The organism is Nonomuraea sp. NPDC004580 (genome assembly GCF_040609855.1).
GTDB lineage: Bacteria > Actinomycetota > Actinomycetes > Streptosporangiales > Streptosporangiaceae > Nonomuraea > Nonomuraea salmonea.
In genome coordinates this window covers 112,901-137,896 of the sequence record NZ_JBEXLH010000006.1, presented here as the reverse complement: position 1 = coordinate 137,896, position 24,996 = coordinate 112,901, and the positions used below count along the sequence as shown (strand labels likewise).

At 70.2% G+C, this 24,996-nt stretch carries 27 protein-coding genes; 17 read left to right on the top strand and 10 right to left on the bottom strand.

Annotated elements, in window-relative coordinates:
- Window positions 1–20 precede the first annotated feature (20 nt).
- The 8 genes from ABZW11_RS10065 (at window position 21) to ABZW11_RS10030 (ending at window position 9,070) form a co-directional block, all read left to right on the top strand.
- Window positions 21–1,079 (top strand): MBL fold metallo-hydrolase, encoded by a 1,059-nt coding sequence (locus ABZW11_RS10065; protein ID WP_355414685.1) that lies wholly within the window; start codon window positions 21–23, stop codon window positions 1,077–1,079.
- 51 nt (window positions 1,080–1,130) lie between these two features.
- Window positions 1,131–2,003 carry an SDR family oxidoreductase gene (locus tag ABZW11_RS10060; protein WP_355414683.1) on the top strand — a complete coding sequence of 291 codons (873 nt, stop codon included), beginning with the start codon at window positions 1,131–1,133 and terminating at the stop codon, window positions 2,001–2,003.
- 185 nt (window positions 2,004–2,188) lie between these two features.
- Window positions 2,189–3,346 (top strand): ROK family transcriptional regulator, encoded by a 1,158-nt coding sequence (locus ABZW11_RS10055; protein ID WP_355414681.1) that lies wholly within the window; start codon window positions 2,189–2,191, stop codon window positions 3,344–3,346.
- A 13-nt stretch (window positions 3,347–3,359) separates the two neighbouring features.
- Complete coding sequence (locus ABZW11_RS10050; protein ID WP_355414679.1) at window positions 3,360–4,844, top strand: sugar ABC transporter ATP-binding protein; 1,485 nt, start codon at window positions 3,360–3,362, stop codon at window positions 4,842–4,844.
- Window positions 4,844–5,851, top strand: coding sequence for an ABC transporter permease (locus ABZW11_RS10045; RefSeq protein WP_355414677.1), 1,008 nt, complete (start codon window positions 4,844–4,846; stop codon window positions 5,849–5,851). The genes ABZW11_RS10050 and ABZW11_RS10045 overlap by 1 nt, the downstream gene beginning before the upstream one ends.
- Window positions 5,848–6,897, top strand: a complete 1,050-nt coding sequence (locus ABZW11_RS10040; RefSeq protein ID WP_355414675.1) for an ABC transporter substrate-binding protein — start codon at window positions 5,848–5,850, stop codon at window positions 6,895–6,897. The genes ABZW11_RS10045 and ABZW11_RS10040 overlap by 4 nt, the downstream gene beginning before the upstream one ends.
- Window positions 6,898–6,914: 17 nt before the next feature.
- Complete coding sequence (locus ABZW11_RS10035; RefSeq protein ID WP_355414673.1) at window positions 6,915–8,066, top strand: Gfo/Idh/MocA family oxidoreductase; 1,152 nt, start codon at window positions 6,915–6,917, stop codon at window positions 8,064–8,066.
- Window positions 8,063–9,070 carry a sugar phosphate isomerase/epimerase family protein gene (locus ABZW11_RS10030; protein WP_355414671.1) on the top strand — a complete coding sequence of 336 codons (1,008 nt, stop codon included), beginning with the start codon at window positions 8,063–8,065 and terminating at the stop codon, window positions 9,068–9,070. Before ABZW11_RS10035 ends, ABZW11_RS10030 begins: the two co-directional genes overlap by 4 nt.
- 82 nt (window positions 9,071–9,152) lie before the next feature.
- Here the strand turns inward: ABZW11_RS10030 and ABZW11_RS10025 are convergent, their stop codons facing one another.
- From ABZW11_RS10025 to ABZW11_RS10015, 3 genes are read right to left on the bottom strand one after another with little or no spacing between them, the layout of a single operon-like run.
- Entirely contained in the window at window positions 9,153–10,244 is a 1,092-nt protein-coding gene (locus ABZW11_RS10025) for a Zn-dependent alcohol dehydrogenase (protein WP_355414669.1), read from the bottom strand.
- A gap of 24 nt (window positions 10,245–10,268) precedes the next feature.
- Window positions 10,269–10,484, bottom strand: coding sequence for a ferredoxin (locus ABZW11_RS10020; RefSeq protein ID WP_355414667.1), 216 nt, complete (start codon window positions 10,482–10,484; stop codon window positions 10,269–10,271).
- Window positions 10,481–10,933, bottom strand: coding sequence for a pyridoxamine 5'-phosphate oxidase family protein (locus ABZW11_RS10015; protein WP_355414665.1), 453 nt, complete (start codon window positions 10,931–10,933; stop codon window positions 10,481–10,483). The genes ABZW11_RS10020 and ABZW11_RS10015 overlap by 4 nt, the downstream gene beginning before the upstream one ends.
- A gap of 79 nt (window positions 10,934–11,012) precedes the next feature.
- On the opposite strand from ABZW11_RS10015, the gene ABZW11_RS10010 reads away from it, so the two are divergent.
- A complete protein-coding gene (locus ABZW11_RS10010; protein ID WP_355414663.1) occupies window positions 11,013–11,648 on the top strand; it encodes a class I SAM-dependent methyltransferase in 636 nt (211 codons plus the stop codon).
- 4 nt (window positions 11,649–11,652) lie between these two features.
- Here the strand turns inward: ABZW11_RS10010 and ABZW11_RS10005 are convergent, their stop codons facing one another.
- The 4 genes from ABZW11_RS10005 to ABZW11_RS09990 all read right to left on the bottom strand — a co-directional run bounded on the left by ABZW11_RS10005 (window position 11,653) and on the right by ABZW11_RS09990 (window position 15,789).
- Window positions 11,653–12,633 (bottom strand): DUF1702 family protein, encoded by a 981-nt coding sequence (locus tag ABZW11_RS10005; RefSeq protein WP_355414661.1) that lies wholly within the window; start codon window positions 12,631–12,633, stop codon window positions 11,653–11,655.
- A gap of 145 nt (window positions 12,634–12,778) precedes the next feature.
- On the bottom strand, window positions 12,779–13,828 hold the full coding sequence (locus ABZW11_RS10000; protein WP_355414659.1) for a prenyltransferase: 1,050 nt from the start codon (window positions 13,826–13,828) through the stop codon (window positions 12,779–12,781).
- A complete protein-coding gene (locus ABZW11_RS09995) occupies window positions 13,825–14,535 on the bottom strand; it encodes a class I SAM-dependent methyltransferase (protein WP_345389436.1) in 711 nt (236 codons plus the stop codon). The genes ABZW11_RS10000 and ABZW11_RS09995 overlap by 4 nt, the downstream gene beginning before the upstream one ends.
- 3 nt (window positions 14,536–14,538) lie before the next feature.
- A complete protein-coding gene (locus ABZW11_RS09990) occupies window positions 14,539–15,789 on the bottom strand; it encodes a glycosyltransferase family 4 protein (protein WP_355414657.1) in 1,251 nt (416 codons plus the stop codon).
- Window positions 15,790–16,039: 250 nt separating this feature from the next.
- On the opposite strand from ABZW11_RS09990, the gene ABZW11_RS09985 reads away from it, so the two are divergent.
- Entirely contained in the window at window positions 16,040–17,062 is a 1,023-nt protein-coding gene (locus tag ABZW11_RS09985; RefSeq protein ID WP_355414655.1) for a GDP-mannose 4,6-dehydratase, read from the top strand.
- Between the two features lie 132 nt (window positions 17,063–17,194).
- On the opposite strand, the gene ABZW11_RS09980 is transcribed toward ABZW11_RS09985, so the two are convergent.
- Together ABZW11_RS09980 and ABZW11_RS09975 are read right to left on the bottom strand one after the other, a co-directional pair.
- Window positions 17,195–17,740, bottom strand: coding sequence for an AraC family transcriptional regulator (locus tag ABZW11_RS09980; protein WP_355414653.1), 546 nt, complete (start codon window positions 17,738–17,740; stop codon window positions 17,195–17,197).
- Window positions 17,737–18,015, bottom strand: a complete 279-nt coding sequence (locus ABZW11_RS09975; RefSeq protein WP_355414651.1) for an AraC family ligand binding domain-containing protein — start codon at window positions 18,013–18,015, stop codon at window positions 17,737–17,739. The genes ABZW11_RS09980 and ABZW11_RS09975 overlap by 4 nt, the downstream gene beginning before the upstream one ends.
- A 51-nt stretch (window positions 18,016–18,066) precedes the next feature.
- Between ABZW11_RS09975 and ABZW11_RS09970 the strand changes: the two genes are divergently transcribed.
- The 4 genes from ABZW11_RS09970 (at window position 18,067) to ABZW11_RS09955 (ending at window position 20,270) form a co-directional block, all read left to right on the top strand.
- The gene (locus ABZW11_RS09970) at window positions 18,067–18,645 is read left to right on the top strand and encodes a helix-turn-helix domain-containing protein (RefSeq protein ID WP_355414649.1); all 579 of its coding nucleotides are present in this window, start codon (window positions 18,067–18,069) and stop codon (window positions 18,643–18,645) included.
- The gene (locus ABZW11_RS09965) at window positions 18,638–19,474 is read left to right on the top strand and encodes an SRPBCC domain-containing protein (RefSeq protein WP_355414647.1); all 837 of its coding nucleotides are present in this window, start codon (window positions 18,638–18,640) and stop codon (window positions 19,472–19,474) included. Before ABZW11_RS09970 ends, ABZW11_RS09965 begins: the two co-directional genes overlap by 8 nt.
- A 72-nt stretch (window positions 19,475–19,546) precedes the next feature.
- Window positions 19,547–19,957, top strand: a complete 411-nt coding sequence (locus ABZW11_RS09960; protein ID WP_355414645.1) for a DUF2000 domain-containing protein — start codon at window positions 19,547–19,549, stop codon at window positions 19,955–19,957.
- A 106-nt stretch (window positions 19,958–20,063) separates the two neighbouring features.
- Window positions 20,064–20,270 carry a hypothetical protein gene (locus tag ABZW11_RS09955; RefSeq protein WP_355414643.1) on the top strand — a complete coding sequence of 69 codons (207 nt, stop codon included), beginning with the start codon at window positions 20,064–20,066 and terminating at the stop codon, window positions 20,268–20,270.
- A 56-nt stretch (window positions 20,271–20,326) separates the two neighbouring features.
- Here the strand turns inward: ABZW11_RS09955 and ABZW11_RS09950 are convergent, their stop codons facing one another.
- The gene (locus tag ABZW11_RS09950) at window positions 20,327–21,511 is read right to left on the bottom strand and encodes a cytochrome P450 (protein ID WP_355414641.1); all 1,185 of its coding nucleotides are present in this window, start codon (window positions 21,509–21,511) and stop codon (window positions 20,327–20,329) included.
- Window positions 21,512–22,009: 498 nt separating this feature from the next.
- Between ABZW11_RS09950 and ABZW11_RS09945 the strand changes: the two genes are divergently transcribed.
- From ABZW11_RS09945 to ABZW11_RS09935, 3 genes are read left to right on the top strand one after another with little or no spacing between them, the layout of a single operon-like run.
- Window positions 22,010–22,855 (top strand): fumarylacetoacetate hydrolase family protein, encoded by an 846-nt coding sequence (locus ABZW11_RS09945; RefSeq protein WP_355414639.1) that lies wholly within the window; start codon window positions 22,010–22,012, stop codon window positions 22,853–22,855.
- Window positions 22,852–24,147 carry an L-fuconate dehydratase gene (locus tag ABZW11_RS09940; protein ID WP_355414637.1) on the top strand — a complete coding sequence of 432 codons (1,296 nt, stop codon included), beginning with the start codon at window positions 22,852–22,854 and terminating at the stop codon, window positions 24,145–24,147. The genes ABZW11_RS09945 and ABZW11_RS09940 overlap by 4 nt, the downstream gene beginning before the upstream one ends.
- Window positions 24,144–24,884 carry an SDR family oxidoreductase gene (locus tag ABZW11_RS09935; RefSeq protein WP_355414635.1) on the top strand — a complete coding sequence of 247 codons (741 nt, stop codon included), beginning with the start codon at window positions 24,144–24,146 and terminating at the stop codon, window positions 24,882–24,884. Before ABZW11_RS09940 ends, ABZW11_RS09935 begins: the two co-directional genes overlap by 4 nt.
- Window positions 24,885–24,996: the final 112 nt, after the last annotated feature.

The following is a 24,996-nucleotide window of genomic DNA, read 5'->3' as shown; positions in this document are numbered from 1 at the left end:
TACAGAACTATATTCGGCACGTGGCGAAATTCATGGTGACCCCGGCGAACGTGGCACAGCGGGAGGCATGGCTCGGCGGGGCCGTCCCCGGCGTCGAGCGCGTACGTCCCGGTCTGTGGTCCATCCCGGTCCCGATCCCGATCAACCCCCTCCGGTACGTGCTGGTCTACGCACTCGAGCTGCCCGACGGCGTGGCGATCATCGACGCCGGCTGGAACACCGACGAGGCGTACGACGCGCTCGTGGCCGGCCTGGGCGTGGCCGGATACGCGATCACCGACGTCAAGGGCGTGCTCGTCACCCACATCCACCCCGACCACTACGGCCTGGCCGGGCGGGTCCGCGAGGCGTCGGGCGCCTGGATCGCGCTGCACCCGGCCGACGCCCGCCTCATCCGCGAGCGCTACGACGACGCTCTCATCGACTCCCTGGTGGAGCGCGAGCGCGCGCTGCTGCGCCGCTGCGGCGTGCCCGACCTGACCCTGGACGAGCTGGCCGGCGCCTCCATGATGATCAGGCACGTGGTCACGATGGCCAAGCCGGACCGCCTGGTAGAGGACGGCGACGACCTGAAGCTGCCCGGCTGGGACCTGCGCGCCGTCTGGACACCGGGGCACTCGCCGGGCCACCTGTGCTTCGTCTCGCCGGAGCGGCGGGTGCTGTTCTCCGGCGACCACGTGCTCGCCAAGATCACGCCGATCGTGGCCGTGCACCCGCAGTCGGGGCCGAACCCGCTGGCCGACTACCTCGACGCGCTGGCCGCCGTGCGCAAGCTGGAGGTGGACGAGGTGCTGCCCGCGCACGAGTACCGCTTCCTGGAGCTGGCCGAGCGGGTGGACACCGTGATGGCGCACCACGACGCCCGGCTGGCCGAGATCGAGCAGGTGCTGGCCGAGGGCGGCGCGGCGGCCTGCTGGGACGTCGCCACCCGGCTCACCTGGTCGCGGCCGTGGGAGACGATCCCGCCGTTCATGCGGCGCTCGGCCAACAACGAGACGCTGGCGCACCTGGCGTGGCTGGAGGCCAAGGGGAGAGCGGTCAGGGAGCCGGGCGAGCCGGACCTGTGGCGCGCGCCCTGAGCCGGTTATCGTAGGCGTACTAGAATGTTGTTCTCCTGCGTGGGAGGTTCGATGCTTCGGTTCGATGACAGGGTCGCGATCATCACGGGGGCCGGGCACGGCCTCGGCAGGTCCCACGCGCTCCTGCTGGCCGAGCGGGGGGCCAAGGTCGTCGTCAACGACCTCGGCGGCGCGCTCGACGGCACCGGCGCGTCCGCGGGCCCCGCCGCCGAGGTCGCCGACCTCATCGTCAAGAACGGCGGCCAGGCCGTGGCCAGCACCGACGACGTCGCCACCCCCGAGGGTGCCAGGGCCATCGTCCAGACCGCCGTCGATGCCTTCGGCAAGGTGGACATCGTCGTCAACAACGCGGGCATCCTGCGCGACAGGTCGTTCGGCAAGATGACCGTCGAGGACTTCGACCAGGTGCTGGCCGTGCACGTACGCGGCTCCTACCTCGTCAGCCAGGCCGCGTACCCGCTGATGAAGGCCGCCGGCTACGGCCGCGTCGTCAACACCTCCAGCCCGGCGGGCCTGTTCGGCAACTTCGGCCAGGCCAACTACTCCACCGCCAAGATGGGCCTGGTCGGCCTGACCAAGACGATCGGCATCGAGGGCGCGCGCAACGGCATCAGGGCCAACGCCATCGCGCCCATCGCCTGGACCCGCATGACCGAGGCGCTGCTGCCGGCCGAGTTCGAGGCCAAGTTCACCCCCGAGCGGGTCAGCGCGCTGGTCGCCTACCTCGTGCACGAGTCGTGCGAGACGAGCGGCGAGGTGTTCACCGTCGGGGGCGGCAGGGTGGCGCGGGTGTTCGTGGCGGAGGGCCCCGGCTTCAAGACCGACGACATCACGCCCGAGGTGATCGCCGGCAATTGGGAGTCGGTGATGGCCGAGCAGCCGTACGTGCTGACCGCGGGCGACTCCATGAAGGCCATGCTCTAGCACGGCTCCAGCACGTCCGCTGTTCCTCGGGGCCCTGTCGTCGCGCGCGCGATGGCAGGGCCTTTGTGTCGGAACGGTGGAATTTTGAGCACAAACAGGTCTTTGTTCGATCTTCGGCGGAAGTTAGGCGAGTTTGGTCGATTAAGGCTCTTGATTTGCCGCATCGGTGATCTTATTGTCGCGGCATGACCCCCCAGCCGGGTTCCGCCGGCGACGTGCTGACGCTCATCAGCGCGGGCTCGGCGACGACCCGTTCCGATCTGGCGAGGCTCACCGGCCTGGCCAGATCCACCATCTCCCAGCGTGTCGACGCCCTGATCGAGCGCGGCCTGATCGAGGAGACCGAGAGCGGCGAGTCCACCGGTGGCCGGCCGCCGCGCCAGCTGCGCCTGCACACCGAGGACCACGCCTTCGCCGGCGTGGATCTGGGCGCCACCCACTGCCGGGTCGCGCTCATGGACATCTCGGGCAACGTGCTCGCCGAGTGCGAGGACGGCCTGCTCATCGGCGACGGCCCTGAAAGCGTGCTCGCCCACGTGGACCAGCGCCTCGACCACCTGCTCGACCAGGCGGGACGACCCCGCAGCGCACTGCGCGCGCTCGGGATCGGGGTGCCAGGCCCGGTCGAGTTCGCCACCGGCCGGCCCAACAACCCGCCGATCATGCCCGGCTGGAACGACTACCCCATCCCCGAGTACTTCGGCGGCGTCGAGGTCCTGGTGGACAACGACGTCAACGTGATGGCGCTGGGCGAGCACCGCAACGCCTTCCCCGACACCCGCCACCTGCTGTTCGTCAAGGTCGGCACCGGCATCGGCTGCGGCATCATGGCCGCCGGCCGGCTGCACAGGGGCGCCCAGGGCTCGGCCGGCGACATCGGCCACATCCGGGTCAGCGGCCACGACGACGCCGGCTGCCGGTGCGGCAACAGCGCCTGCCTGGAGGCCGTGGCAGGTGGCGCCGCCATCGCGCGCCGCCTGAGCGAGCTCGGCCTGCCCGCCGAGTCGGGCGGCGACGTGGTGGCACTCGTGCAGTCCGGCAACACCCAGGCACTGCGCCTGGTCAGGGAGGCCGGCCGCCTCATCGGCGAGGTGCTGGCCAGCCTGGTCAACTTCTTCAACCCCGAGGTCATCGTCATCGGCGGCGCACTGTCGCGGGTGCACGAGCACCTGGTGGCCGGCATCAGGGAGACCGTCTACCGCCGGTCGCTGCCGCTGGCCACCCACCATCTGTCGATCACGCCGAGTCGTACGGGGAGCAACGCCGCCGCACTGGGCGCCGGAATCCTCGCGATCGAGCACTACCTGTCACCGGACAACATCAACCGCATCGTCAACGCCTGAAAGGGACTCCCCGATGCTGGTCATGAAGGGCATCGTCAAGCAGTTCCCCGGCGTGCGCGCGCTCGACGGGGTCGATCTGGACGTACGGGCGGGCGAGGTGCACTGCCTGCTCGGCCAGAACGGCGCCGGCAAGTCCACCCTGATCAAAGTGCTGGCCGGGGTGCACCAGCCGGACGAGGGCACCATCAGCTTCAACGGCGCGGAAGTGCGCCCCGGCAGCCCGATCGACGCCATCAGGCTCGGTTTCGCCACCATCTACCAGGAGCTGGACCTGGTCGACGGGCTCACCGTGGCCGAGAACATCTTCCTCGGCCACGAGCACGCCCGCCTCGGCTTCGTCAACAGGGCGGCGGGCCGCCGCGCCGCCACGGCCGTGCTGGAACGCCTCGGCCACCCGGAGATCCGCCCGTCGGCGGAGGTCGGGCGGCTGTCGCCGGCCGCCAAGCAGGTCGTCTCGATGGCCCGCGCGCTCTCCCACGACGCCCGCCTCATCATCATGGACGAGCCGTCGGCCGCGCTCGCCCACGACGAGGTGAGCAACCTCTTCCGCATCATCCGCGAGCTGACCGCCCAGGGCGTCGCCGTGGTCTACATCTCCCACCGCCTGGAGGAGATCCGCGAGATCGGCGACCGGGTGACGGTGCTCAAGGACGGCCGCACGGTCGCGGTCGGCCTGTCCGCCCGCGACACGCCGACCACCGAGATCGTCTCCCTGATGACCGGCCGCAACGTCGAGTACGTCTTCCCGCCCAGGGCCGGCCGCGAACCGGGGGAGGAGGTGCTCAGGGTGGAGGACCTGGCCTCGCCGGGCGTCTTCTCCGGCGTGTCGTTCTCGGTGCGGGCAGGCGAGATCGTCGGGCTGGCCGGGCTCGTCGGCTCGGGCCGCTCGGAGATTCTCGAAGCCGTCTACGGCGCCCGCCCCGCCACCGGCCGCGTCCTGCTGGACGGCCGCCGGACACGGCGCGGCGTGGTCGGCACCGTACGCCGCGGCATGGGGCTCGCTCCCGAGGAGCGCAAGGCCCAGGCCCTGCTCCTCGACCAGAGCGTCACCGCGAACATCACGCTGGGCACCCTGCCGGGCTTCGCGAAGTTCGGCTGGCTGGACAGGAAACGGGAGCGCGCCGAGGCCCGCCGCCTGTCGGAGCTGCTCGACATCCGGCCACCTGACCCTGAACGCCCGATCAGAACCCTGTCGGGCGGCAACCAGCAGAAGGCCGTGCTGGCCCGCTGGCTGCTCGGCGGGCGCAAACTGCTCCTGCTCGACGAGCCGACCAGAGGCGTGGACGTGGGCGCCAGGGCCGAGCTGTACGCGGTCATCCGCGACCTCGCCGAGCAGGGCATCGGCGTGCTGCTGGTCTCCAGCGAGGTGCCCGAGGTGCTCGGGCTCTCCGACCGGGTGCTGGTGCTGCGCGAGGGCCAGGTCATCCACGAAGGGGAGGCGGCCGAGCTGGACGAGCATCGCGTACTGGACATGATCATGAATGGGAGGGCGGCGTGATGAGCGAGCCCGCAACAGACCGGCGTGCCGGGAAGGCGAGCCTGCCGGCGCTGCCGTCGATCCGCGGGGTGAGCGAGATGCGCCACCTCGGGCTGATCGGCGCGCTCGCGCTGCTGGTGGTCGTCGGCCTGGTCACCAGATACGAGAACTTCGCGACCGCCTCCAACCTGGTCAGCATCCTGTCGCTGGCCGCCACGATCGGCGTCATCACGGTCGGGGCCACGTTCGTCATCATCGGCGGGGGCATCGACCTGTCGGTGGGCGCGGTCATGGCGCTGGCCAGCGTGTGGGCGACGACGCTCGCCACCCAGTCGTACGGGCCGGTGGTGATGGCGATCTGCGCCATCCTCGTCGGCACCGGGGCGGGGCTGGTCAACGGGTGGCTCATCGCGTACGGGCGGCTGGTGCCGTTCATCGCGACACTGGCCATGCTGGTGGCCGCCCGCGGGCTCGCCCAGCGCATGTCCGACCGCAAGACGCAGCTCATCCAGGCCGACAACACGGCCATCGTGGACCTGTCGACCACCCGGCTGCTCGGCATCCCGCTGCTGGTCTACATCTTCGCGCTGGTCGTGGTGCTGGGCTGGATCCTGCTCAACCGCACGACCTTCGGGCGGCGCACGTACGCGGTGGGCGGCAACCCCGAGGCCGCCCGCCTGGCCGGCATCGACGTACGCAGGCACACGATGCTGCTGTACGCCCTGTCGGGGCTGTGCTGCGGCGTCGCCGCGATCCTCATCATGGCGCGTACGACGACGGGCTCGTCCACCCACGGCGACCTGTACGAGCTGGACGCCATCGCGGCCGTCATCATCGGCGGCACGCTGCTCACGGGTGGCCGGGGCACGATCATCGGCTCGATCCTGGGCCTGCTGATCTTCACCCTCATCACCAACCTCTTCATCCTCAACGGCCTCAACACCAGCGACCAGCTGATCGCCAAGGGCCTGATCATCGTCGTCGCCGTCCTTCTCCAGCGGCGGAACCTGAAGGAGAGAGCACCATGAGTGACAACGTCGCGCGCAGGGGATTCCTCGTCGGCGGAGCCGTGCTGTTGGCGGCGGGCTGCACCAGCAACGAGCCCGCTGCGGCGCCGAGCAGCGCGGCGCCCCAGCCGGCCCCCGCGGCCACCGGCGGCAACGACCAGCCGGGCGAGAAGGTGGTGATCGGCTTCTCGGCCCCGGCGGCCGACCACGGCTGGATCGCCGCCATCGCCAAGAACGCCGAGGCGACCGCGAAGCAGTATTCGGACATCGAGTTCAAGCCGGTCGAGCCGACCAACGACATCAACCAGCAGATCTCCGCCGTGGAGTCGCTGATCGCGGCCAAGGTGAACGCGCTGGTGATCCTGCCCAACGACGGCCAGCAGCTCAACCAGGTCGCGCTGCAGGCCACCGAGGCGGGCATCCCGGTCGTCAACCTCGACCGCATCTTCCCCGACAAGCTGGCCTACCGGACGTGGGTCGGCGGCGACAACTACGGCATGGGCGTCGCGGCCGGCCACTACATCGGCAAGCAGCTCAAGGACAAGGGCGTGTCGAACCCGGTGATCGTCGAGATCCAGGGCATCGCCACGCTGCCGCTCACCCAGGACCGCACCAAGGGCTTCGAGGACGCGCTGAAGACGTACGGGTTCAGCGTCACGGCCAAGCAGGACGCGCAGTTCACGGTCGAGACGGGCAACGAGGTCGCCACGTCGCTGCTGCAGGCGCACAAGAAGATCGACGCGATGTGGAACCACGACGACGACCAGGGCGTCGGCGTGCTGGCCGCGATCAAGGAGGCCAGCCGCGACGAGTTCATCATGGTCGGCGGCGCCGGCTCGCTGAACGCGATGCGGGAGATCCAGTCGGGCTCGTCCGTGCTGCAGGCGACGGTCACCTACAGCCCGACCATGGCCTCCTCGGCGATCAAGCTGGCGCGTCTGATAGCACAGGGGAAGGGCATGAGTGATCTGGTGGAGAACCAGGTTCCCCAGTCCATCACGCTCGCGTCCGAGACCATCACCAAGGAGAACGTCGAGAAGTACCTGGCGCTCGGCTTCGAATCCTGATCCTGATCGGGGGTTGCATGTCAGACAGAACCACCATCGGCGTGGGCATGATCGGCTACGCCTTCATGGGCCGTGTCCACTCCCAGGCCTGGCGCAGCGTCGGAGCGTTCTTCGACCTGCCGCTGGCGCCGCGCATGGCGGTGCTCGCGGGCCGGTCGAAGGAACGCACCGCGGCGGCCGCGGCGCAGCTCGGCTGGGCCGACGCCGAGACCGACTGGAGAGAGGTCATCAAGCGTGACGACGTGCAGATCGTGGACATCTGCACGCCGGGCGACTCGCACGCCGAGATCGCCATCGCCGCGCTGGCCGCAGGCAAGCACGTGATCTGCGAGAAGCCGCTGGCCAACACCGTCGCCGAGGCCGAGGCCATGGCGGCGGCGGCCGCCACGGCGCCGGGCAAGAGCATGGTGGCCTTCAACTACCGGCGGGTGCCCGCGGTCGCGCTCGCCCGCCGGTACGTCGAAGAGGGACGCATCGGCGAGATCCGGCACGTCCGCGCGGTCTATCTGCAGGACTGGATCGTCGACCCGGAGTTCCCGCTGGTCTGGCGGCTGCAGAAGGACAAGGCCGGCTCGGGCGCGCTGGGCGACATCGGCGCCCACATCGTGGACGCCGCCCAGTTCATCACCGGCCAGAACCTCGTGGGCGTCTCCGCGCTGACGGAGACGTTCGTCAAGGAGCGCCCGCTCGCCACCGAGTCGGCCGGGCTGGGCGCCACCGGCTCGTCGGCCAGGGGCGAGGTCACGGTGGACGACGCCGCCCTGTTCATCGGGCGGATGTCCGGCGGCGCGCTGGCCTCCTTCGAGGCCACCCGCTTCGCCAACGGGCGCAAGAACGCGATGCGCATCGAGATCAACGGCTCGCTCGGCAGCCTCGCGTTCGACTTCGAGTCGATGAACGAGCTGTGGTTCAGCGCCGCCGGCGGCGGGTTCGAGCGCATCCTGGTCACCGAGCCCGACCACCCGTACGTCGGCGCCTGGTGGCCGCCCGGCCACGGCCTCGGCTACGAGCACACTTTCACCCACGAGGTCAGGGACTTCCTGGAGGCGGTCGCCACCGGCGCCGACCCGACGCCCTCGTTCGCCGACGGGCTACGGGTGCAGCGGGTGCTGGAGGCGGTCGAGCGCAGCGCGGCTGACGGCAGCCGCTACACGAACGTGGAGGATTGATGAGACCAGTCACGCTGTTCACCGGACAGTGGGCCGACCTGCCCTTCGAGGAGGTGTGCAGGCTGGCGGCCGAGTGGGGCTACGACGGCCTGGAGATCGCCTGCTCGGGCGACCACTTCGACGTGGCGCAGGCGGTGTCCGACCCCTCGTACGTGGAGCAGAAGCGGGCCCAGCTCGACAAGCACGGCCTGAAGGTGTGGACGATCTCCAACCACCTGGTGGGCCAGGCCGTCTGCGACCACCCGATCGACGAGCGGCACAAGGCGATCCTGCCGGCCCGCATCTGGGGCAACGGCGACCCCGAGTCGGTGCGCCAGGCGGCGGCGGAGGAGCTGAAGGACACCGCGCGCGCCGCGGCGGCGCTCGGCGTGGACACCGTGGTGGGCTTCACCGGCTCGTCGATCTGGCACACGGTCGCGATGTTCCCGCCGGTGCCCGCCTCGATGGTGGACGCGGGCTACCAGGACTTCGCCGACCGCTGGAACCCGATCCTCGACGTCTTCGACGAGGTCGGGGTGCGCTTCGCCCACGAGGTGCACCCGAGCGAGATCGCCTACGACTACCACACCACCGTGCGCACCCTTGAGGCCATCGGCCACCGGCCGGCGTTCGGCCTCAACTGGGACCCCTCGCACATGGTGTGGCAGGACCTCGACCCGGTCGGGTTCATCCTCGACTTCAAGGACCGCATCTACCACGTCGACTGCAAGGACACCCGGCTCCGCGTCGGCGACGGCCGCAAGGGCCGCCTGTCGTCGCACCTGCCGTGGGCCGACATGCGCAGGGGCTGGGACTTCGTCTCGACCGGCCGCGGCGACGTGCCGTGGGAGGACTGCTTCCGCGCACTCAACGCGATCGGCTACGAGGGGCCGATCTCGGTCGAGTGGGAGGACGCCGGCATGGACCGGCTCGACGGGGCCAAGGAGGCGCTGGGCTACATCCGTAAGCTCAACGCCATCACCCCGCCCACCACGGCCTTCGACGCCGCCTTCTCCACCACCTGAGCGGCGGGGGACCGAACCGGCCGGCGCCTCCCTTCCTCCGGAAGGCGCCGGCCGGCGCATGTCGTGCCTATGTCGTGGAGTCTCAGTCCATGATGACGATCTGCCGCAGCACCTCGCCGCCGCGCAGCGCCTCGACGGCCTCGTTGAGGTCGCCGAGCCGGATGCGGGAGCTGATCATCGACTCGAGGTCGAGCAGGCCGGCCTTGTAGAGCTTGGCGAAGTACGGGAAGTCGTGCCGCACGTCGGCCTCGCCGTACAGGCTGGACAGCAGGTTCTTGCCGTCGAACAGCAGGCTGAACGCAGAGATCGACACCATGTCGTCCATCGCGCCCGCCCCGACCACGATCACGTCGCCGCCCGCGCGGGTGAGCTGCCACGCGCTCTGGATGGTGGCGGACTTGCCGACCACCTCGAAGCCGTAGTCGAAGCCCGCGCCGCCGGTGAGCTCGCTGAGCGACTCCGGCACCTGCTCGGGGGTGGCGGTGTGGGTGGCGCCGACCTTCCTGGCCAGCTCGTGCTTGGACACCAGCGGGTCCACGGCCAGGATCGTCCTGGCGCCGGAGACGCGGGCGCCCTGGATGACCGACAGGCCGACGCCGCCGCAGCCGATCACCACGACCGTCGAGCCCGGCCGCACCTTCGCGGTGTTGATCGCCGCGCCGACACCGGTGGTGATGCCGCAGCCGATCAGCGCCGCCGCCTCCCACGGCACGTCCTCGTCGATCTTGATCGCGCCCTGCCAGGGCACGATCACCTCCTCCGCCCAGGTGCCGCAGCCGGCCATGCCGAACGCCGTCGCCCCGTCGCCGCCGAAGCGGAAGTTGCCCTTGCTGAAGGACTCGATCACGTACTTCATGCACAGGTACGGCTGCCCGCCCACGCACAGGTCGCACTCGCCGCACGCCGGGCGCCAGCTGATGACCACGTGGTCGCCCGGTTCGACGGTGCTGACGTGCTCGCCCACCTCGACCACCTCGCCCGCGCCCTCGTGGCCAGGGATGAGCGGCACCGGTTGCGGCAGCACGCCGGACATGGCCGACAGGTCCGAGTGGCACACGCCGGTGGCCCGGATCCTGACGCGCACGTCGGCCGGCCCGACGGGGGCCAGGGTGACGTCGTCGCGGAGGTCGAGCTTGCTGTCGGTGCCTACGGCGTGCAGGATCGCGGCGCGCATGAGGTTCCTCCTCGTGCTGGGGGGCTAGTCCTCGATGGACGGCTCAATGGACGGCTCGATGGACAGGGCGGCTTTGGGGCAGGACCTGACCGCGTGGCGGACGCGGTCCTGCAACTCGGGGGGTGGTTCGGGGAGCAGAATGTGGAGCTGGTCGTCGTCGTCCACCTCGAACACCTCGGGCGCGAGCCCCATGCACACGGCGTTGGCCTCGCAGACCAGCTCGTCGACCTTCACCTTCATCTGAGCCTCCTGTGATCCCATGAGACCACTTTGGTGCTCTCGACGACGTACGCAACCCGCTTGAGCCCGGTTTTCTCCACGTACGGGAGCAGCAGCTCGTCGGCCACGCCCGGCGTCGTGCGGCGGGCGACCTTGAGCCCGATGGCCATGACGTGGTCGCGGTCGTCCACGAGCGTGGCGGTGCCGTAGACGAGCACGCCGCGCAGCTCGTCGTAGCTCTCGCCGGCCTCGACGAGGCAGCTCACGCGGGGGTCGCGGGCGAGGTTCCTGGCCTTCTGGGACTTGGCGTACGTCCAGAACGCGATGCGGCCCTCGTCGAGGCCGTAGAACATGGTGATCAGGTGCGGTGTTCCGTCAGGATTGATGGTGGCCAGCTGCAGTTTGCCGGAGTTCTCGAGGAACGCGGCGACGTCGTCGTCCGGCATCGCGATGCGAGCGCGCTGATTCACGTGCCAAGTAGAACAGGTTCCAGAACGGCCCGGCAAGAGCCCGGCGGAATGTTGTTCGGTTCGGCTAGGGTCAGGGGCTATGACGATGCCGCCAGAGCTGCTGCGCGCGGCCCGCGAGGCCAAGGGATTCATGCCTGACGACGAGGGCCTGGCCCTCTACGAGACGGCCCGCCGCTACGCCACGCTCGGCCCCATCGGCGAGATCGGCACCTACTGCGGCAAGTCGGCCGTCTACCTCGGCGCGGCGGCCCGGCAGACCGGCTCCGTCGTCGTCACCGTCGATCATCACCGCGGCTCGGAGGAGATCCAGCCCGGCTGGGAGCACCACGACCCGAGCCTGGTCGATCCGCGCTTCGGCAAGATGGACTCGCTGCCGGTCTTCCGCGCCACGATCGCCGCGGCCGGGCTCGAGGACGAGGTGATCGCCGTCGTCGGGCGCTCCGAGCAGGTGGCCCGGCTCTGGAACACCCCGCTCGGCCTGCTGTTCATCGACGGCGGCCACTCCGACGAGCCGGTCACCCGCGACTACGAGGGCTGGGCGCCCCACGTCATGGAGGGCGGCGCGCTCGTCTTCCACGACATCTACCCCGACCCGGCCGACGGCGGCCAGGCCCCCTACCGGGTCTACCTGCGGGCCCTGGCCTCCGGCGCGTTCAAAGAGGTGTCGGTGACCGGGTCGCTGCGCGTGCTGGAGCGCGTCGCACCCGGCGTCTGAGCGTTCAGCAGCGGTGGCGGCGGGTCCAGGCGCCGCGGATCCGCGCCTGCCACTTCTGGAAGTCCTCGTGGGTGTGCGCCTCGTGGCCGAGCGCGATGAGCGCCTCGTCCGTCCACGCGGCCGCCTCGTCGGCCTCGGTGCCCGCCAGGATCGGCACGGCCTGCGCCAGGTGGTCCGGCAGCAGCCCCGAGCGCAGCCGCGCGCTGACCGCGAACGCGCAGCCCTGCGCCAGGTACGCACGGAACCCGTCGCCCCCCGCGTGCTCGGTCAGCCACCACAGCTCGTCGGCCTCGGCGCCGCCGGTGTACGTCGCCGCGAACCCGACCCCGCTCCACAGGTCGGCCCGGCGCGAGGGCGGGTAGCTCGCGATGCGCGCCGCCACGTCGTCGGGCGAGGCGCAGTCGTGATACCACAGCAGCCGCCCGAGCCCCTGGTCGAACACCGCGCAGTGCGCCCTGGTCAGCAGGTCGGGCATCGTGCGCTCGCCCACCATGCGGTCGGTCCTGGACAGGCCCCACTGGAAGCCGAACCCGTCCACGGCCAGCCAGCGCAGCAGCGGGTGCGCCCGCCGCGCGCCCCACACCGGGCGCAGCCGCAGCAGCGCGTAGCCGCGCCCGGCGCCGACGTACGCGGCGTGGCGGTGATGCTGGGCGGGGCCGGCCAGTAGCTCGTGAAGGCGCCGGCCCCGAGTCAATGTGAGCAGGTCGAGCACGGTGCACGCGGCGGCGGCTCCCTCATAGCCGAAGGGCCGCTGCTCCTGCGGGATCTCCTCGACCTTCTCGACCTCGCGGGAGATCGCCGCGTTGAAGCCGAAGACGTACGACTGCTCGGCCTTGCCGAAGACCGTACGGGGAGCGCCGCCCCTGAGCCGGAACCTGCGCCGGCTCAGATCGGACTCCAGCGGGTCCTTCGCCAGCCATCTCAGCAGCCCCTTCGGGCGCGAGAGCGCCGGCAGGGTTGTCGGCTCGGTCTTGACCTGGTCCAAGAACGAAGTTGTGCCCGTGTCGCCCACGCTTCCCCCGAAGACGCCTCGTACGGCCAGACACGAAACTAGTAACCCCATTGCGGCGTTCGGCGGCGGCGCACCGGATTTCCCCGGCAAAGAACCGGCAAAAGCGCTTGTGCCCCGGTCAGCGGCCTTCTTCGGCCCCGCGTACGGCGGCGCATCCGCACACCTCGGGATCCGACACCGCGGTCCCGTCCACGTCGCGGAAGATCCCGGCGCCCGGCGACAGCCCGAGCAGCGCGTCGGCCGCCAGCACCGCCGCCGCGGCGGTGTAGCCGGAGCGCTCGTGCGGGAAGTGCCTGCGGTTGGCGAACTGCCAGCCCGTCCAGTACGAGCCGTCCTCGTGCCGCAGGTGCTGCACGTCGGCGAAGAGCGCGCGGGCCCGCTCGCCGTCGCCCAGCGCGTCGAGCGCCAGCACCAGCTCGCACGTCTCGGCCCCGGTGACCCACGGCTGGTCGGAGACGCACCGGATGCCGAGCCCCGGCACCACGAACGTGGCCCACTCGCGCTCCAGCAGCTCCAGCGCCTGCCGCCCGCGTACGGCGCCGCCCAGCACCGGGTAGTACCAGTCCATCGAGAAGCGGCTCTTGTCGGCGAACGCCTCAGGGTGCGCCGCCACCACGTGCGCCAGGCGGCCGGCGGCCAGCTCCCAGTGCGGCTGCGGGTCGCCCAGGTGCTCGGCCAGCCGTACGCCGCAGCGCAGCCCCTGGTGGATGGAGGAGCAGCCGGTCAGCAGCGCGTACGAGGCGGCCCTGCCCTCGGCGTCGCACTCCCAGACGATCTCGCCGCGCTCGGTCTGCAGCCCCGCCACGTAGTCGAGGGCCGCCTTGACCATCGGCCAGTGCTCCTCGGTGAAGCCCTGGTCGCCGGTGACGAGGTGGTGGTGCCACAGGCCGACGGCGACGTAGGCGGCGTGGTTGCTCTCGCCGCCCCGCTCCGCCGCGACGCCGTCCACCAGCTTCATCGGCCAGGAGCCGTCGGGGCGCTGGTGCCGGGCCAGCCAGGCGTAGCCGCTGCGTACCGGCTCGCGCAGGCCCGCCACGGACATCGCCATCAGGCACTCGACGTGGTTCCACGCGTCGACGTGGCCCTCGGGCCACGGAACGCCGCCGTCGTCCTGCTGGATCGCTGCGATGCTCTCGGCCGTCCGCACGACCTCCGCGCGGGAGATCATGGCTTCCTGATGTAGAGGACCACGCTCTTGCCGATGACCGGGTTGAGCAGGCTCTCGGCGATCCTGGTCGCGGCGGGGCGCTTCATGATGTCCCACACCAGCAGCTGGTGGTAGGCCTTGGCGAGGGGATGGTCGTCGTTGTTCACGCCGACCGCGCACTTGATCCACCAGTAGGGCGCGTGCAGGCCGTGGGCGTGGTGGTGCGGGCCGATCTCGAACCCGACCGACTTCAGCTTCGCCGACAGCTCGGCCAGCGTGTAGATGCGGACGTGGCCGCCGGGCGCCGTGTGGTACGCCTCGTCCAGCGCCCAGCAGATCCGCTCGGGCAGGAAGCTCGGCACCGTGACCGCCGCCGTGCCGCCGGAGCGCAGCACGCGGAAGATCTCGCGCATGGCCGTCATGTCGTCGGGGATGTGCTCCAGCACCTCGGCCGCGATCACCCGGTCGAAGCTGCCGTCCTCGAACGGCATGTCCAGCGCCGTGCCCTGGACGATCTCGCCGGTGGCGCCGTCCGGCACCTCGCCCGCCTTGTCCATCGCCGTGAACATGGCCGCGACGCCGTCCAGCTCCGCCTGGTCCATGTCGAACGCGGTCACGTCGGCGCCCCTGCGGAGCACCTCGAACGCGTGCCTGCCGCCGCCGCAGCCCAGGTCGAGCACGCGCACGCCGGGGCCCACGGGAAGCCGGGCGAAGTCCACGGTCAGCACTGCTTAGCCTCTCCTCTTGTGGTTGTCGATGGCCTCGTGGTACGCCTCGACGGTCCGCTTGGCCACGACCTGCCAGGTGTAGCGCTCCATGACGCGGTCGTATCCCGCTTTGCCCACGCGCTCGCGCTCCTCGGGGGAGTCGTGCAGCCGGCGCAGCACCGCGGCCAGCTCCTCGGCGTCGCCCGGCGGCACCTGCACGGCGGCGTCGCCGACCACCTCGGGCAGCGCGCCCGTACGGCTGGCGACCAGCGGCGTGCCGCAGGCCATGTGCTCGACGGCCGGCAGGGAGAAGCCCTCGTACAGGGAGGGCACGACGGAGATCTCCGAGGTGGCGATCAGCTCGCCCAGCTCGTCGTCGGAGATGCCGTGCACGAAGCGCACCCGGTCCCGCAGCGACAGCTCCTGGACGAGCTGCTCGGTGGGACCGCCCGGGGTGGGCTTGCTGACGACGGTGAGGTTCACGTCGCGCTCGGTGGCGAGCTTGGCCACCGCGCGCAGCAGCGTAGCGACGCCCTTCATGGGGGAGTCCGCGCTGGCCACGGCCACGATCGAGCCCTTGCGGCGGGGCTTGCCGGGGCGCGGGTGGAAGTAGCGGGTGTCCACGCCGAGCGGGATCAGGCGCATGTTGGCCTGGGGGACGTTGAAGTCGCGGTGGATGTCGGCCAGCGACGACTCGCTGACGGTGAGGATGGGCCTGAGCCTGGGAGCGACGCGGGACTGCATCTTCACGAAGCCGTACCAGCGGCGCAGGCTCAGCTTCTTGGCGCCTTCGGCGGCCTCCAGCTCGATGCGGCGGTCCACGCTGATCGGGTGGTGGATGGTCCCGACCACGGGGAACAGGCGCTGGATGCCGAGCAGGCCGTAGCCGAGCGTCTGGTTGTCCTGGACGACGTCGAAGTCGCCGACGCGCTTCTTCAGCTCGCGGTAGGCCCGCAGGGTGAACGTCAGCGGCTCGGGGAAGCCGGCCGTCCACATCGTGCCGACTTCCAGCCAGTCGATCCAGTCGCGGTATTCGTGCAGCTTGGGGGTTCGGAACGGGTCCTCGTCGCGGTAGAGGTCGAGGCTCGGCACCTCCCGCAGGATGACGCCCTCGTCCAGCTCGGGGTACGGCTGGCCGGAGAAGACCTCGACGTGGTGCCCGAGCGCCACGAGCTCCCGGCTCAGATGACGGAGGTAGACACCCTGACCACCGCAGGTGGGCTTGCTGCGGTAGGACAGAAGCGCGATCCGCAGCTTTGGCTCCCGCACGGACACCCCTTTCTCCGCCGGTAGGGCCCGGAGTCGGGCGTGTACCGTGAAAGATGACCTTAGTCCGAAAAGGCTACCATTCGGTAGGTCGGCTGGAATTGTTCACAACCGGGCTCACAGGTCGTGCGAACTGCGACGTTGCCGTGACCGAGCGTGGTTCGGTGGAACGTGTTCTAGGCGGCTCGGTACCTCAAAGAGGTGCTTGGCGGTACATTCCGTCCCTAAGGGATGGGGCAGGCGATCGTTGGAGGACCCCTTGGCCAGGCGCGCTCTGATCACCGGCATCACCGGCCAGGATGGTTCCTACTTGGCGGAGCACCTTCTGGAGCAGGGGTACGAGGTGTGGGGGCTGGCCCGCGGGCAGGCGAACCCGCGCGTGTCGCGGATGCGCAAGCTGCTCGCCGACGTTCAGGTGGTGCGGGGTGATCTGCTCGACCAGGGGTCGCTGATCTCGGCGGTGGAACGCGTTCAGCCCGATGAGGTCTACAACCTGGGCGCGATCTCGTTCGTGCCGATGTCGTGGGAGCAGGCGGAGCTCACGGCCGAGGTGACCGGGATGGGCGTGCTGCGGATGCTGGAGGCGATCCGGGTGTGTTCCGGGGTGTCGCGGGGCGGGTCGGCGTCCGGACAGATCCGCTTTTATCAGGCTTCGTCCTCTGAGATGTTCGGGCAGGTCAGCGAGACCCCGCAGAACGAGCGCACCGCCTTCCACCCGCGCTCCCCGTACGGCGTCGCCAAGGCGTACGGGCACTTCCTCACCCAGAACTACCGCGAGTCGTACGGGATGTTCGCCGTCTCCGGCATCCTGTTCAACCACGAGTCGCCGCGGCGCGGGGCCGAGTTCGTCACCAGGAAGGTCTCGCTCGGCGTCGCCCGGATCAAGCTCGGGCTGGCGGACGAGCTGCGCCTCGGGAACCTGGAGGCGCGCCGCGACTGGGGCTTCGCCGGCGACTACGTCAAGGCCATGCACCTGATGCTGCAGGCCGCCACCCCCGAGGACTACGTCATCGGCACCGGCCGGATGAAGTCGGTCAGGGAGCTGGTGGAGGCCGCGTTCAGCGCGGCCGGCTTGGATTGGGAGCAGTACGTCGTCACCGACCAGACCCTGCACCGCCCCGCCGAGGTCGACCTCCTCTGCGCCGACCCGAAGAAGGCACGGGCCCAGCTCGGCTGGGAGCCCAAGGTGTCGTTCGACGAACTGGTCGCCATGATGGTCGAAGCAGATCTGCGTCTGCTGAGGGACGGCGGCGACCTCCACGACGACAGCTCCTGGCCCTGATCGGGGCGGCGACCCCTCCGGCGCCGCCCCGCTTGCTCCGGCCGCGCGGCGGCGTCCCCTTCTTCCCCCTTATGACCTCTCCCTCTCCTTTCGTACCTGGCTCCTCACCGCGCTTCGCCTCTTACGGCGCGCTCAACGAGTGAGCGCGGCGCGGTAGGCCCCAGGGGTCAGGCCGTAGTAGCGGGTGAACCAGCGGGTGAGGTGGCTCTGGTCGGCGAAGCCGGCCGCGGCGGCCGCCCCCGCGATGGGCGTGCCGGTGGCGATCAGGTCGCGGGCCCTCCTCAGCCTGAGCTGGCGCTGGTAGTCACTGGGCGCCATGCCGTAGGCGGCGTGGAAGGCGCGGTAGACGGCGTACCGGCTGGCGCCCGCCGCCGTGGCGAGGTCGTCGATGGTGAGGTCGTCGGTCAGGCGGTCGTGCAGGACGCTCCTGGCACGGGCGGCCATGGCGTCGTGGCGTACGCGGGCGGTGCTCACGGGGGAGACGGCGGCGCGACGTACGATGGCCGCGACCGTGGCGGTGAGCAGCTCGTCACGGCGCAGGGCGGTCGCGCGGTCGTCGAGGAGCGCGGCGTGCAGGGCGCGTAGCGCGCCCGCGAGCGCCGGATCGTCCACCACGGGGCTGGCGAAGAGCGGCAGGCCCGCGCGGCGGCCCGTGGCGTCCTCCAGCGCGTCCGTCACCAGGGCGGGCCGATGTGCACCATCCGGTACGTGAAGCCGAGCGCGTTCGCGGCGTGCCCGTCGTGCGGGTCCTCGGGATTGAAGGCCATGACCATGCCGGCCGCGCTCGTGTGCGCCGCCCCCCGGCACGTGAACGCCTGCGCCCCGTGCTCCGTGACCCCGAAGGAGTAGGTCTCGTGGCTGTGCCGGTGGTAGACGTGCCGCTCGAAGTGCGCGTGCATGGCCTCGAGCGGCCGGTCGGGCGACCTCCAGTAGCGGGACCAGTCGTGCGTCACCCCTCCACTCTATTGACAAAGAGAGTTTTTACGTAAAGAATCCTTTTTGCGATGAGAGATGTCCTGTACCTGGAAGAGATCGAGCAGGCAGAAGCCCTGCTCAAGCCGCAGCGCGTGGAGGTGCTGCGGCAGCTGGCCGAGCCCCGCACCTGCTCAGAGGTGGCGGAAAGACTCGGCCAGACGCCGCAGCGGGTCTACTACCACGTCAAGCGCCTGGTCGACGCGGGCCTGGTGGACCTGGTGGCCGAGCGCAAGGTGCGCGGCGTCCACGAGGGCATCTACCAGGCGGGCGCACGGTCGTACTGGCTGTCGCCCCGCCTCGTCGGCCGCATCGGGCTGCGCAAGGCCCGCGACGAGCTGAGCCTCGGCTACCTGCTCGACCTCATGGAGGAGGTGCAGGCCGACATCGCGGCGCTCGACCGCGGCGCCCCCGAGCTGCCGTCCATCGGGCTGTCCGGCGAGATCCACGTGCGCCCTGAGCGACGCCAGGAGTTCCTGAACGAGCTGCAGACCCTGCTGCAGGACCTTTTCACCCGATACGGCGGGGACGAAGGCGACGCCTTCAAGCTGGCCATCGCCTGCTACCCCCATGCCGCACCCCAGCCAGAAGGAGAACGAGACGATGTCTGAGCCGTTGATCGTGCGTGCCCGCATCCCCGCCGGCGTCGAGGAGGTGCGCCGCGCGCTCACCGACCCCGAGGTGCTGCGCGGGTGGCTGGCCGAGCACGTGGACGTGAACCTCGCCGAAGGACGCTTCGGGTTCTGGGGGCGTACGACGCCCGAGGGTGACGCGCCGCACCAGCGGCTGCTGCACGCCGACGAGCGTACGCTGCGCTTCGCCTGGCTGCTCGACGGCGAGGAGACCACCAGTGAGCTGACCTGGGAGGCCGACGGCGAGCACACCGTGGTGACGCTGTCGCAGACGCACTTCGACTTCCAGGACGTCATCACCGGCAAGAGCATCAGGGGTGTGCTGCAGACGTACTGGTGCCTGGTGCTCACCAACCTCGCCGAGCACCTCGAAGGCCGCCCGCTCACCGACAAGATCGACTTCGCCTCGGCGGAGATGCGCACCACCGTCGAGATCGCGGCCTCGCCCGAGCAGGTCTTCGAGTCGCTCACCTCCTCCGAGGCGGTCTCCAAGTGGTTCGGCTTCCCCATCGAGATCGAGCCGCAGGTCGGCGGGCGGTTCGCCATGGGCGGCCTCGACAACGACCCTGACCCGGCGAAGATCCTGGAGCTGGAGCCCGCCCGCAAGCTCTCCGTCGGCTGGGGCGAGAACGGCGTGGGCTCGTGGGAGCTGGAGGGGTCCGGCGGTAAGACGCGGCTGACTCTTGTGCAGAGCGGCTTCGACGAGTCGCGGCCGCCGTACGCGGCGTGGGGCGGGTTCGTGTCGGGGCTGGCGGAGCTGCGCCGCTACCACGAGATCCCGGGTTGGCAGCCGATCATCACCGCCTAGCTGCACCGGCTCTCCGGGCCGGCGCACGAGCGTTCAAGACACGGGCCTTTCCGTCCCGGAATCCTGCTGACCATGCGTTTCGACACCAAGATCGGCATCGTCGTCCGCTCGGACCTCGCCGCCTGGCAACGCTTGAACGTCACCGCCTTCCTCGCCGGCGCCATCGCCGGCGGGCGGGCGGAGGTGATGGGGGACGATTACGAGGACGGGTCGGGGAACACGTATCTGCCGATGTTCCGCCAGCCCGTGGTCATCTACCAGGCGGACCTCGCCACGCTGCGCAAGGTCCGCGAGAAGGCCGTGGGACGGGGGCTGGGCGTGGCCGTCTACACGGAGGACATGTTCAAGACGGGCAACGACGAGGACAACAGGGCCGCCGTACGCGCGTACCCGGCCGAGGACCTCAACCTGGTCGGACTGGCCCTGTACGGCCCCAAAACCCCCATGGACAAATCCCTCAAGGGCCTCACTCTCCACCCCTGACGGGAGGAAAGCCGCCCGTAGAGCGGCCGCAGGAACCGGCCGCAGAGTGGCGCAGGGGCTGGTCGCAGGGAGCAGCCGCTCCAGGCAGCAGGCACCTTCGAACCGAATGCGGTTCTGGCGAGTGATAGCCGTCCGCCGAGACGTCATCCCCGCCCAGATAGCCGACCTCCTCCACCAGGTGGCCGACACGTTGATCGAACAAGGCTGGCAACCAGGCCCCCGAGGAACAACCCGCATCCTCTCCCGAATCCGCGCCGCCCGCCGCAAACCCCGCTACCGCAAACCCCGCTACCGCGAACCCCGCTACCGCTAACCCGAGCGCCACCGGTCGGCGGAGCACATACCGACGTCCCTGACCGCGCAGTACAGCTAGCCAATGGTTACGGGGAGTTCCTTGATGCCGTTGATGAAGTTCGAGCGGAGGCGGCGGGGGGCGCCTGATTGGTGGATGCGGGGGTGGCGGCGGGCCAGCTGCTCGAAGAGGATGCGGAGTTCCAGTTTGGCGAGGTGGTTGCCGAGGCAGAAGTGGGCGCCGCCGCCGCCGAAGCCGATGTGCGGGTTCGGGTCGCGGCCGATGTCGAAGGTGTCGCCGTCCGGGAAGACGGAGGTGTCGCGGTTGGCGGAGGCGTAGAAGACGACGACCTTGTCGTCCGCCTTGATCTTCTGGCCCCCGAGCACCTGGTCGGCGGTCGAGGTGCGGCGGAAGAGGTTCACGGGGGAGACCCAGCGGACGATCTCGTCGGCCGCCGTCTTCGCCAGCGTGGGGTCGGCGACCAGCCGGTCCCACTGGTCGGGGTGCTCGAAGAAGGCGAGCATGCCGCCTGAGGCCGCGTTCCGCGTGGTCTCGTTGCCGGCCACCACCAGAAGGAGGACGAACAGGTCGAACTCATCCTCGGCGAGCGTCTCGCCGTTCTCGTTGGGCTGGAGGAGCCGGGTGACGATGTCGTTCCTGGGGTTGGCCTTGCGCTGGGCGGCCAGCTGGTTGGCGTACGCGTACACCTCCATGGCCGCGTCCGAGCCCTCTTCCGGGCTGGGGGCGAAGTCGGGGTCCTGGGCGCCGATCATGCGGTTCGACCAGTTGAACAGCTTGTCTCGGTCTTCGACCGGGGCCCCGAGGAGTTCGCAGATCACGTACAAGGGGAGGGGTGCGGCGACCTCGGTGACGAAGTCGACCTCGCCCGTGACCTTGTCGAGGAGGTCGTCGCAGATGTCGCGGATGTGCTGTTCGAGGGCGCCGATCGTGCGCGGGGTGAAGCCCCGGTTCACCAGGGCGCGCCGGCGCGTGTGCTCGGGCGGGTCCTGGTTGAGCATCATGAGACGCTGCAGCGCGATCTGGTCCTCCTCCAGCTCGTCGAAGAGGGCGAGCCTGCGGTGGGAGGAGAAGAGCTCGGAGTGGCGCGACACGTGGACGACGTCGTCGTAGCGCGTCACGGCCCAGAAGCCCGGGTCGCCCTCGTGCCAGTGGACCGGGGAATTCGCGCGCAGCCAGGCGAGCTGGGCGTGGGGTGGTCCAGCGGTCGCGTAAAGGTCCCTGTCGACCAGGTCGATATGCACGCGGGGTCACCTCGTAGGTCAAGCGCTTGGTTGGGTAATCGACACCGTACTTGAAACGTGTTCTATTACGCCACTGTACGCCCGTCAAGGAGGGGCGGGGACGACTCCCGATGCGCTTTTGATGTGCTCCCGCTGGTGCTGGTGGCGGGCTTGGTAGGGGGTGAAGTGTGATGGCGGGAAGGAAGGCGAAAGGGGTATATCGGGTGGCGTTTGAGGTTATATCCGGATGTTCTGCAGTGTCCGGTGGCCGGTGTCCATGACCAGTGACCAGTGACCAGTGACCAGTGACCAGTGCCCGGTGGGCGGTGGTCGGTGCCTGGCGGACGGTGGTGGCGGAAGTGAGTGGTTTTGGGGGTGTGTGGGGTCTCAACTGCCCCACAGGCATCGGATCAAGGCTCGCCTGGAAACATCGGACGACACTGCGCCTCTTGACACGTTGCACTTTGTCGCACGAGCATCGTGAGGCGAGACATCCGATGTATAGGTGAAGGATGCGGTGTGAAGCTGCTGCGAGTAGGACCTGTCGGCCAGGAGCGGCCGGTGGTCATGGACGACGCCGGCAATCTGCGTGACATTGGCGTACCCGAGATCGACGGGGCTTTTCTCGCCTCCGGGGGAGTGGCGCGGGTCAGAGAGGCGCTGGAGCGGGGCGACCTGCCCGTCGTGGAGGCCGAGGGGCTGAGGGTCGGGGCGCCGATCGCGCGGCCGGGAAAGATCGTGTGCATCGGGCTGAACTTCAGCGACCATGCCGCCGAGTCGGGCGCGGCGGTGCCCGCGGAGCCGGTGGTGTTCATGAAGGCGAGCAACACCATGGTCGGCCCGTACGACGAGGTGCTCGTGCCCCGCGGCAGCGTGAAGACCGACTGGGAGGTGGAGCTGGCCATCGTGATCGGGCGGGAGGCCCGCTACCTCGGCAGCCGGGAGGAGGCGCTGGGGGTCGTCGCCGGGTACGCGATCTCGAACGACGTCTCCGAGCGGGAGTTCCAGCTTGAGCGCGGCGGCCAGTGGGACAAGGGCAAGTCGTGCGAGACGTTCAACCCGCTGGGTCCCTGGCTGGTGACGGCCGACGAAGTGGGCGACCCGCAGAACCTGGCGATGCGCCTGTGGGTGAACGGCGAGCTGCGCCAGGACGGCGACACCAAGAACATGATCTTCGACGTGGCGGAGGTCGTCCGGTACCTGAGCCAGTTCATGGTGCTGGAGCCGGGCGACGTGATCAACACCGGGACGCCGGCCGGCGTCGCTATGGGCATGCCGGGTCAGCCGTACCTGCGCGCGGGTGACGTGATGGAGCTGGAGATCGAGGGCCTCGGCCGGCAGCGGCAGACGGTGGGGCAGGCATGACGACCTCGGCGTACCGGATCGTGGGCATGGAGACGCACGACGTGCGTTTCCCGACGTCCCGCGAGCTCGACGGCTCCGACGCGATGAACCCCGACCCCGACTACTCCGCCGCGTACGTGGTGCTCAAGACGGACGACGGGTACGAGGGCCACGGGTTCGCGTTCACCATCGGCCGGGGCAACGACGTGCAGACGGCGGCGATCGGCGCGCTGCGGCCGTACGTGATCGGGAAGGACGTCGAGGACCTCGGCGCGCTCTACAAGGAGCTGATCAACGACTCGCAGCTGCGCTGGCTGGGCCCGGAGAAGGGCGTCATGCACATGGCGATCTCCGCCGTGGTCAACGCGCTGTGGGATCTGAAGGCGAAGCGGGCCGGCCAGCCGCTCTGGCGGCTGCTCGCGGACATGTCGCCGGAGGAGATCGTCGAGCTGATCGACTTCCGCTACCTGAGCGACGCGCTCACCAGGGACGACGCCCTGGAGATCCTGCGCGCGGCGGAGGACGGCAAGGCGGAGCGCATCGCGCGGCTGCAGGAGACCGGCTATCCGGCGTACACGACGTCGCCAGGCTGGCTCGGCTACGACGACGAGAAGCTGCGCCGGCTCTGCAAGGAGGCGCTTGAGCAGGGCTTCGACCAGATCAAGCTCAAGGTGGGCGCGGACCTGGAGGACGACAGGCGGCGCTTCAGGGTGGCCAGGGAGGTGTGCGGCGCCGGCTTCCCGATCGCCATCGACGCGAACCAGCGCTGGGACGTCGGCTCGGCCATCGAGTGGGTGAACGCGCTGCGCGAGTTCGAGCCGCACTGGGTCGAGGAGCCGACGAGCCCCGATGACGTGCTGGGGCACGCGGCGATCGCGCGGGGCATCGCGCCGATCCCGGTGGCGACCGGCGAGCACGTCCAGAACCGCATCGTCTTCAAGCAGTTGTTGCAGGCCGAGGCGCTGTCGTACGTGCAGATCGACGCGGCCAGGGTGGGCGGGCTGAACGAGAACCTCGCGATCCTGCTGCTGGCGGCCAAGTTCGGGGTGCCGGTGTGCCCGCACGCGGGCGGCGTGGGGCTGTGCGAGCTGGTGCAGCACCTGTCGATGTTCGACTACGTGGCGGTCACCGGCACGATGGACGGCCGCGTCATCGAGTACGTCGACCACCTCCACGAGCACTTCGTCGACCCGGTGGTCATCAAGGACGGCAGATACGCGGCCCCGTCGCGGCCCGGGTTCAGCGCGGAGCTGCGCGAGGAGTCGATCGCGGCCCACACCTTCCCCGGCGGCGAGGTCTGGAGGGACGCATGAGTGACGCGCTGAAGGCGGTCGTGACCGGCGGCGGCTCGGGGATCGGCCTGGCGGCGGCGTCGGCGCTCGCGGGGCGCGGCATGCGGGTCGCCTGCCTCGACCTCAACCCGCCGGGCGAGCCGTTCATCGGCATCAAGGCCGACGTCACGGACGACGCCGCGGTACGCGCCGCGGTGGCGGAGGCGGCCGAGCGGCTGGGCGGCATCGACGTGCTGGTCAACAACGCCGGCATCGGAGCCCAGGGCACGATCGAGGACAACCCGGACAGCGAATGGCATCGGGTGTTCGACGTGAACGTCCTCGGCATGGTCCGGGTCGCGCGGGCGGCGCTGCCGTACCTGCGCAGGTCGGAGCATGCCGCGATCGTCAACACCTGCTCGATCGCGGCCACCGCGGGGCTGCCCCAGCGGGCCCTCTACAGCGCTACCAAGGGCGCGGTGCTGTCGCTGACGCTCGCCATGGCCGCCGACCACATCCGCGAGGGCATCAGGGTCAACTGCGTCAATCCGGGCACCGCCGACACCCCGTGGGTGGCGAGGCTGCTGGAGGCGGCCGACGACCCCGAGGCCGAACGCGCGGCGCTCAACGCCAGGCAGCCGATGGGCCGCCTGGTCAGCGCCGAGGAGGTCGCCGCGGCGATCGCCTACCTCGCGAGCCCCGAGTCCGCCTCGACCACGGGCACCGCGCTCGCGGTGGACGGCGGCATGCAGGGCCTGCGACTGCGCCCCGCCAACTGAACAGCCGCCGCCGAAGGGCGGCACGGCCGTAGATGCGCCGACCGATGGCCGGCGGCCCCGCAGGTCGCCGGCCGACGGCCCTCCGACCGGAGGGCCAGGCAACTAAGGAAGG